Consider the following 5,177-nt stretch of genomic DNA (forward strand, 5'->3'; position numbering starts at 1 on the left):
AGGGACCGACCGATGAACTCCTTGATCTTGTGCCCGCCGACCTCGTGCTTGAAGATGCCGCGCAGTTGGTCTCCTGCCTGACCCCACGCAGCACCATGGACGAGCAGGGCCTTCAGCAACACGGCGTCATACCGTACGCTTGGCGCTGGTCCATTGGCCAGCGCCTTGAGGGATTCAATCATTTCAAACAGCCGGGCACCAAGGCGGGTTGCGAGTGCCGTGGCGTTGCTGGTCCCGCGGAACCACAGGGTCTTGTCCAACTCGCCCGGTACTGAACCTGGAACCGCCGTCTTCTGCCCCGGTGGCCCATAGTTTTGAAGCGGGGCGAGTCTCATGTTCGGCACCCCGGTGCCCAACGCCTCCTCGTAGATCTGTCGGCCGCCGGGCATCAGGATCTCCGGTTTGAGTGCGCGCAGGAACCCAAGACCGTTTGCACTGACCGGGCTTGCCAGGGATCGAGTGGGAAAGGGGTCGCAGTGATAGGTCACCCGCGGACCCTGCGGGCAGGCGTCCGCGTGGGCGGCCCCGACGGTCAGGGCGTTGATCGACTCGGCCGGCGACAGGATACGGCGGTGGCACGCGTTGACCCTGAGCGCCCGCAATATCGCCGCTTCTCGCGTTCCCGCATCGGCGCTTGACCAAGCGGCACCCTTTGGGATCTCGAGATCAAGCGCGACGGCGTGGTTGCCGGCGCTCACGATGAAGAGCACACCGTATTGATATGAAAGCCAGTCGAGCAGGCGAGCCCAAGGGCTCAGACCGTGGAAAAAGAGGCGGGAAGGGTCGCCAACGGACAGGTTGATGATGCGAACCTCAGGTGCCTGGGCCTCGGTGGCGCCGTCACCCTCGAAGAGTCGGCGCACGGCCCGATGGATCAGGTCCACCGGGAGCACGCCATCAGGAATATGCTCCTTGGAATCGCGTGCGCTCGTCTGCGGCTTCATGATGGGGCGGCAATAGATGCGGCGGGGTAGCGGTGGCTCGCCCGCTTCGAGTTCGCCATGGACGATGAGCGATGCCATGGAGGTTCCGTGCCAGACATCGTTGCAGCGGATCAGGCCGATGTTGCGATCCTCGCTGAGCAAAGGTGACACCGCGTCAGCCGGGATCTCGCCGAGAATCGCGTGGTAGCGAATGTCGGCAAGCTGAAACCGAGCGGACACGCTGCCGCCCAAGTCGCGGATCAAGCGCCCGACTTCAGCCTCGGCCTGGGCGCGCCGTTCGGCGGTCTGCCGGTACCAGAGTTCGGCCTCAAACGGTATGACTCCCTGGCCATCCTCGATACGCTCCGCGAGGTCTTCCAGTATGCCTGTCTCGCGGACACGGTCGTCGGCACCCCAGGGGCGGATGTCGATGATGAGAGGGAACAGATCCCGCCAGGCTTTCTCGCCGTGCGGCCAATCCGCAGCGGGGTCATCCCGCCACTGCGACCAACGGCTCAGCAGTTGGTCGAGTGCGCGGCGATCGGTCATCGTGAGGAAGAGGCGCCCGTGAAAGGGCTTGTCCTGACGCTGGCCTTTGGAGTTGATGGCGAAAATGGTTTCGTTGGGGTCCAGGTCGATCTCGTCCTCGGCGAGCCATTCCAGGCCGATGTCTCTGGCCGCCGACACGAAGTTCTCCAGTCCGGTGGCAAGTTCAATGACCAGCGCCATCTCCGGCTCGATCCCGGCGCCGGTCGCCTGCACCCGGATACGTTCGGCTTCAAGCGCTTGGTCGAGTCGGCTCAGTTTGGGACCGAGATAGCCCGCGACTTCGTCGCGGTCGCGGGGATTGAACTTTGAACCACCGCCGAAGCCGCGCGCCTTCGGCGTCGGCACTGGCTCTTGAAACAGCAGGAGCGGCAGTCGGTCTGCGTTGCTCATGAGTCCAGTATCCGCTCCGTTGGCGCCGCAGCTTCAGCAGGCTTAACGGTGAACCGCTGCTGCCATGCTTCAAGCCTAGTCTGCACGATCCGTTTCAGGTTGCTGTCCGGCAAGGCAAGGACATGCCGCCGCAGCACATCCTCACCGAACTGTTCTGCTTCAGCGAAGCTCAAGCCCTTGAGGCGCATTGCGAGCGCACGGGGCGACCAACCAAGCGGCTCACCCAAACGGTCTTGGAAGCGGCGGAACCACTCTTCGAGCATCGACTGACTCGGGGGCGGCAGTTCCAGGCGCAACTGGAATCGGCGCCAGACCGCGCGGTCCAAGAGTTCGGGATGGTTGCTGGCGACGACTGTTACCGCGTGGCTGGGCAGGGCGTCGATCTGCATCAGGAGGGTGCTGACGACGCGCTTGATTTCCCCGGTCTCATGGGTATCGCCACGCTCCTTGCCCAGGGTATCGAACTCGTCGAAGAACAAGACGCAGCGTCGGCTGGCGATATGCTCAAAGACCCGCCGCAGGCGCTGCGACGTCTCGCCGAGAAAGCTGCCGATGACAGACTCGTAGCGGACGACGAACAGCGGCACCATGAGCGCGTCGGCCAGGGCCTCGGCCAGCGTCGTCTTGCCGTTTCCGGGAGGGCCGGCCAGCAGCACACGATGCCGCGGTTCGAGATTGTAGGTCCGCAACAGGTCGGTCCGATGGTGCTCTTCGACCAGCTCACCACAGGCCATGCGGACGGCCGGCGGCAGGACCAGCGAGTCCAGCGAGCGTCGCGGTACGATCTCGTGGAGCAGCTCGGTCGCCTTCTCGTCGGGGATCACGAGTCCCAGGGGCTTGCGGCCGTTGGCGTTGCCGTTGAGGTTGAGGCCCTGGACCAGCCGGTCAGCGAGCAGAGAATGATTCTTCGCCCGCTCCTCGGCGGCCATGGATTCTACGAGGCGCACGAAGGTCCCCCGGTCGCCTCGGGTACCGGCTTTGACGAGATCGACGAGTAAGTCGGCGCGTGACATCAACTATATGAATCAGAAAATGAAATAATCTATGTCGGGGGAGTTCCGCAATGCTGCGTGAGCGCGGTCCCGAAATGGGGTCGGCAACGGTCCGCGGTGTTTCGGTCCCGTCGGGGGTTCGGCTGTCACGATCCGCCGGGGCCTTCGGACATGGTACGACAAACGGTCGCCCAGAACGCGAGCCTGCAGCGGCGGTGACATCGGCATTTCTGCCTCCCGGCGGGTGGGCTGACCGCGGAGCGGTCACCGCTTGGCGTCACAAGTGCCACCGGGCCGCGCGGTGACGAGCAGCTCCTGATCGCCATCAAGGCCGTGTTCGGCTCCTGGGGCGGCAAGCGTGCGGTCGACTACCGCCGCCAGTTCAACATCACCCCGGCGATGGCCAACGGCACCGCCGTCAACATCTGTACCATGGTGTTCGGCAACCGGGGCGACGACTCCGGCACCGGCGTGGGCTTCACCCGCGACCCCGGCACCGGCGAGAACGTCCTGTACGGCAAGATGAATGCCGTGGCCCAGGTCCGCACCTCGGTCGAGATGGAGAAGCAGGGCATCATCACCAAGGCGCAGGCCCTGCTGCGCGTCGCCCCCGACAGCCTGGGGGTCCAGGTCGATCTCGTCCTCGGCGAGCCATTCCAGGTCGATGCCGCTGGCCGCCGCCGCGAAGTTGCCCAGGTCGGTGGCAAGTTCAATGACCAGTGCCATCTCCGGCTCGATCCCGGCGCCGGTCGCCTGCACCCGGATACGTTCGGCTTCAAGCGCTTGGTCGAGTCGGCTCAGTTTGGGACCGAGATAGCCCGCGACCTCGTCGCGGTCGCGGGGATTGAACTTTGAATCACCGCCGAAGCCGCGCGCCTTCGGCGTCGGCACTGGCTCTTGAAACAGCAGGAGCGGCAGACGGTCTGCGTTGCTCATGAGTCCAGTATCCGCTCCGTTGGCGCTGAGGCTTCAGCAGGCGTGACGGTGAACCGGTGCTGCCATGCTTCAAGCCGTGTTTTTACGATCCGCTTCAGGTTGCTGTCCGGCAAGGCAAGGACATGCCGTCGCAGCACATCCTCACCGAAGAACAAGACGCAGCGTCGGCTGGCGATATGCTCAAAGAGCCGCCGTAGCCGCTGAGACGTCTCGCCGAGAAAGCTGCCGATGACAGACTCATAGCGGACGACGAACAGCGGCACCATGAGCGCGTCGGCCAGGGCCTCGGCCAGCGTGGTCTTGCCGTTGCCTGGGGGGCCGGCCAAAAGCACGCGATGCCGCGGTTCGAGATTGTAGGTCCGCAACAGGTCGGCCCGATGGTGCTCTTCGACCAACTCGCCACAGGCCATGCGGACGGCCGACGGCAGGACCAGCGAGTCCAGCGAGCGTCGCGGTAGGATCTCGTGCAGCAGTTCTGCGGCCTTCTCGTCGGGGATCACGAGCCCCATGGGCTTGCGGCCGTTGCCGTTGCCATTGAGGTTAAGGCCCTGGACCAGCCGGTCAGCGAGCAGAGAATGATTCTTCGCCCGCTCCTCGGCGGCCATGGATTCTACGAGGCGCACGAAGGTCCCCCGGTCGCCTCGAGTACCGGCTTTAACGAGATCGACGAGTAAGTCGGCGCGTGACATCAACTGTATGAATCAGAAATTGAAATAATCTATGTCGATGGCTCCGCAAACCTGCGTGATTGCGGTGCCGAAACGCAACCGGCGAGGTCCGCGGTGTTTCAGTCCGCGGCGGGGTTCGGCGGTCGCGATCCGCCGAAACCTTCTCACATGGTACGACAATCGGTCGCTCAGAACGTGAGCCTTTCGTGGCGTTAACATCAACATCGCGCCCTGGCCGGTGCCCGCGCCTTGGAGCGCGCACTCCGTCGAGAAGCGCATCGCCATCGTCGGCGACACCAGCTTCAAGGAAGGCGACATGATCACGCTCGACGGGACCTCCGGTAAGGTCTACTTAGGCGAGATCCCGACCGTGGAGCCGGAGTTCACCGACGAGCTGGTCACGCTCCTGAGCTGGGCCGACGAGGTCGCCCGGATCAAGGTAGCTGGACCCACGCACATTGGCGTGGTCGGCGGGCAGGGTGGCCGGCGCCGGGCTGGGGGCCCGGTCTTCAAGGCCGTGCTTGAGGATCGAGGCGATGCTGCGATAGGTGATGGCATTGATCTGGATGGCCCGCCGGCAGGCCGCCTCCAGTCGCGCGGGGCCATGCGTCTTCGCCAACCCCAGGATGCCCAGCGCGGTGCGATAGCCCTGCTGGGGATGGGTGCGGGCCTGGAGCACCTGCGTGATGGCGCCCTGGGTCTGCGGGCCGACCGTGGCC

Annotated in this window: 4 protein-coding genes and 2 pseudogenes; 1 reads left to right on the plus strand and 5 read right to left on the minus strand. The window is 64.7% G+C overall.

Annotated features, from left to right (window positions below; all coding sequences use genetic code 11):
* Together QZY48_RS05795 and QZY48_RS05800 are read right to left on the minus strand one after the other, a co-directional pair.
* On the minus strand, positions 1–1,862 hold a 1,862-nt coding region (locus QZY48_RS05795; protein ID WP_295428911.1), incomplete at its 3' end, for a S8 family peptidase.
* On the minus strand, positions 1,859–2,791 hold the full coding sequence (locus QZY48_RS05800) for an AAA family ATPase (RefSeq protein ID WP_295428913.1): 933 nt from the start codon (positions 2,789–2,791) through the stop codon (positions 1,859–1,861). The genes QZY48_RS05795 and QZY48_RS05800, both read right to left, overlap by 4 nt.
* Before the next feature lie 369 nt (positions 2,792–3,160).
* Between QZY48_RS05800 and QZY48_RS05805 the strand changes: the two are divergent.
* Positions 3,161–3,475 (plus strand): annotated as a pseudogene (locus QZY48_RS05805) (PEP/pyruvate-binding domain-containing protein); the annotation flags it as partial.
* Between the two features lie 311 nt (positions 3,476–3,786).
* Here QZY48_RS05805 and QZY48_RS05810 read toward each other — a convergent pair.
* The 3 genes and pseudogenes from QZY48_RS05810 to QZY48_RS05820 form a co-directional block, all read right to left on the minus strand.
* Positions 3,787–4,395 (minus strand): ATP-binding protein, encoded by a 609-nt coding sequence (locus tag QZY48_RS05810; protein WP_295428916.1) that lies wholly within the window; start codon positions 4,393–4,395, stop codon positions 3,787–3,789.
* A gap of 96 nt (positions 4,396–4,491) precedes the next feature.
* Positions 4,492–4,782: a hypothetical protein gene (locus tag QZY48_RS05815; protein WP_295428917.1), complete on the minus strand. Its 291-nt coding sequence runs from the start codon at positions 4,780–4,782 to the stop codon at positions 4,492–4,494.
* A gap of 184 nt (positions 4,783–4,966) precedes the next feature.
* Positions 4,967–5,177 (minus strand): annotated as a pseudogene (locus tag QZY48_RS05820) (IS21 family transposase); the annotation flags it as partial.

It is taken from the genome of uncultured Thiodictyon sp. (assembly GCF_903828115.1).
Classification (GTDB): Bacteria; Pseudomonadota; Gammaproteobacteria; order Chromatiales; family Chromatiaceae; genus Thiodictyon.

Excerpts from the sequence above, each read along its gene's own strand:
- QZY48_RS05800 (WP_295428913.1), bottom strand. The coding sequence starts at position 2,791 with ATGGCCGCCGAGGAGCGGGCGAAGAATCATTCTCTGCTCGCTGACCGG.
- QZY48_RS05810 (WP_295428916.1), bottom strand. The coding sequence starts at position 4,395 with ATGGCCGCCGAGGAGCGGGCGAAGAATCATTCTCTGCTCGCTGACCGG.